Source organism: Adlercreutzia sp. DFI.6.23, from assembly GCF_024462535.1.
Taxonomy (GTDB): Bacteria; Actinomycetota; Coriobacteriia; order Coriobacteriales; family Eggerthellaceae; genus Adlercreutzia; species Adlercreutzia rubneri.
This window is the reverse complement of sequence record NZ_JANGBP010000100.1, coordinates 1-432: the sequence shown is the minus strand read 5'-3', so window position 1 is coordinate 432 and position 432 is coordinate 1. Positions and strand designations below refer to the sequence as shown.

The following is a 432-nucleotide window of genomic DNA, read 5'->3' as shown; positions in this document are numbered from 1 at the left end:
GCGCTCGGCGTCAGCCATGGAGTTGCGACGCTGGTCGCGAAGCTACGCCGAGCGCCCTACTGCGCAGAAGCCTCGCTTGTGGCGACGAACCGATAGGGCACGGCGCGATCTTCGAACAGCGCCAGCAAGTCGGACAGAGGAACGCGCAGCGTGGCCGTGTTGTCGTTGGGATGCACGCCCACGGCGGGCCAATCGCGCAAAGCCGCATCCAACACCACCTGCACTTTCCCTTCCGTATCGTTCAGCACGCCGAAAGGAGAGACCGCCCCACCGCGCAGACCGAGAATTCCCTGCAAGTCCTCTTCCGAGGCAAAACGCAAGGGCCGCGCTCCGAGAGCCGCCGGCAAAGCCTTCAGATTCGCCGGCTTATCCTCGGGCATGACGACCAGATAGTAGTTGCGCTTCTTGTCGTCGCGCAAAAAGAGGTTCTTC

Annotated in this window: 1 protein-coding gene; it reads right to left on the bottom strand. The window is 63.0% G+C overall.

Annotated elements, in window-relative coordinates; all coding sequences use genetic code 11:
- Positions 1-56: 56 nt before the first annotated feature.
- A partial coding sequence (locus NE591_RS12520; protein WP_256156777.1) for a YbaK/EbsC family protein occupies positions 57-432 on the bottom strand: 376 nt, incomplete at its 5' end.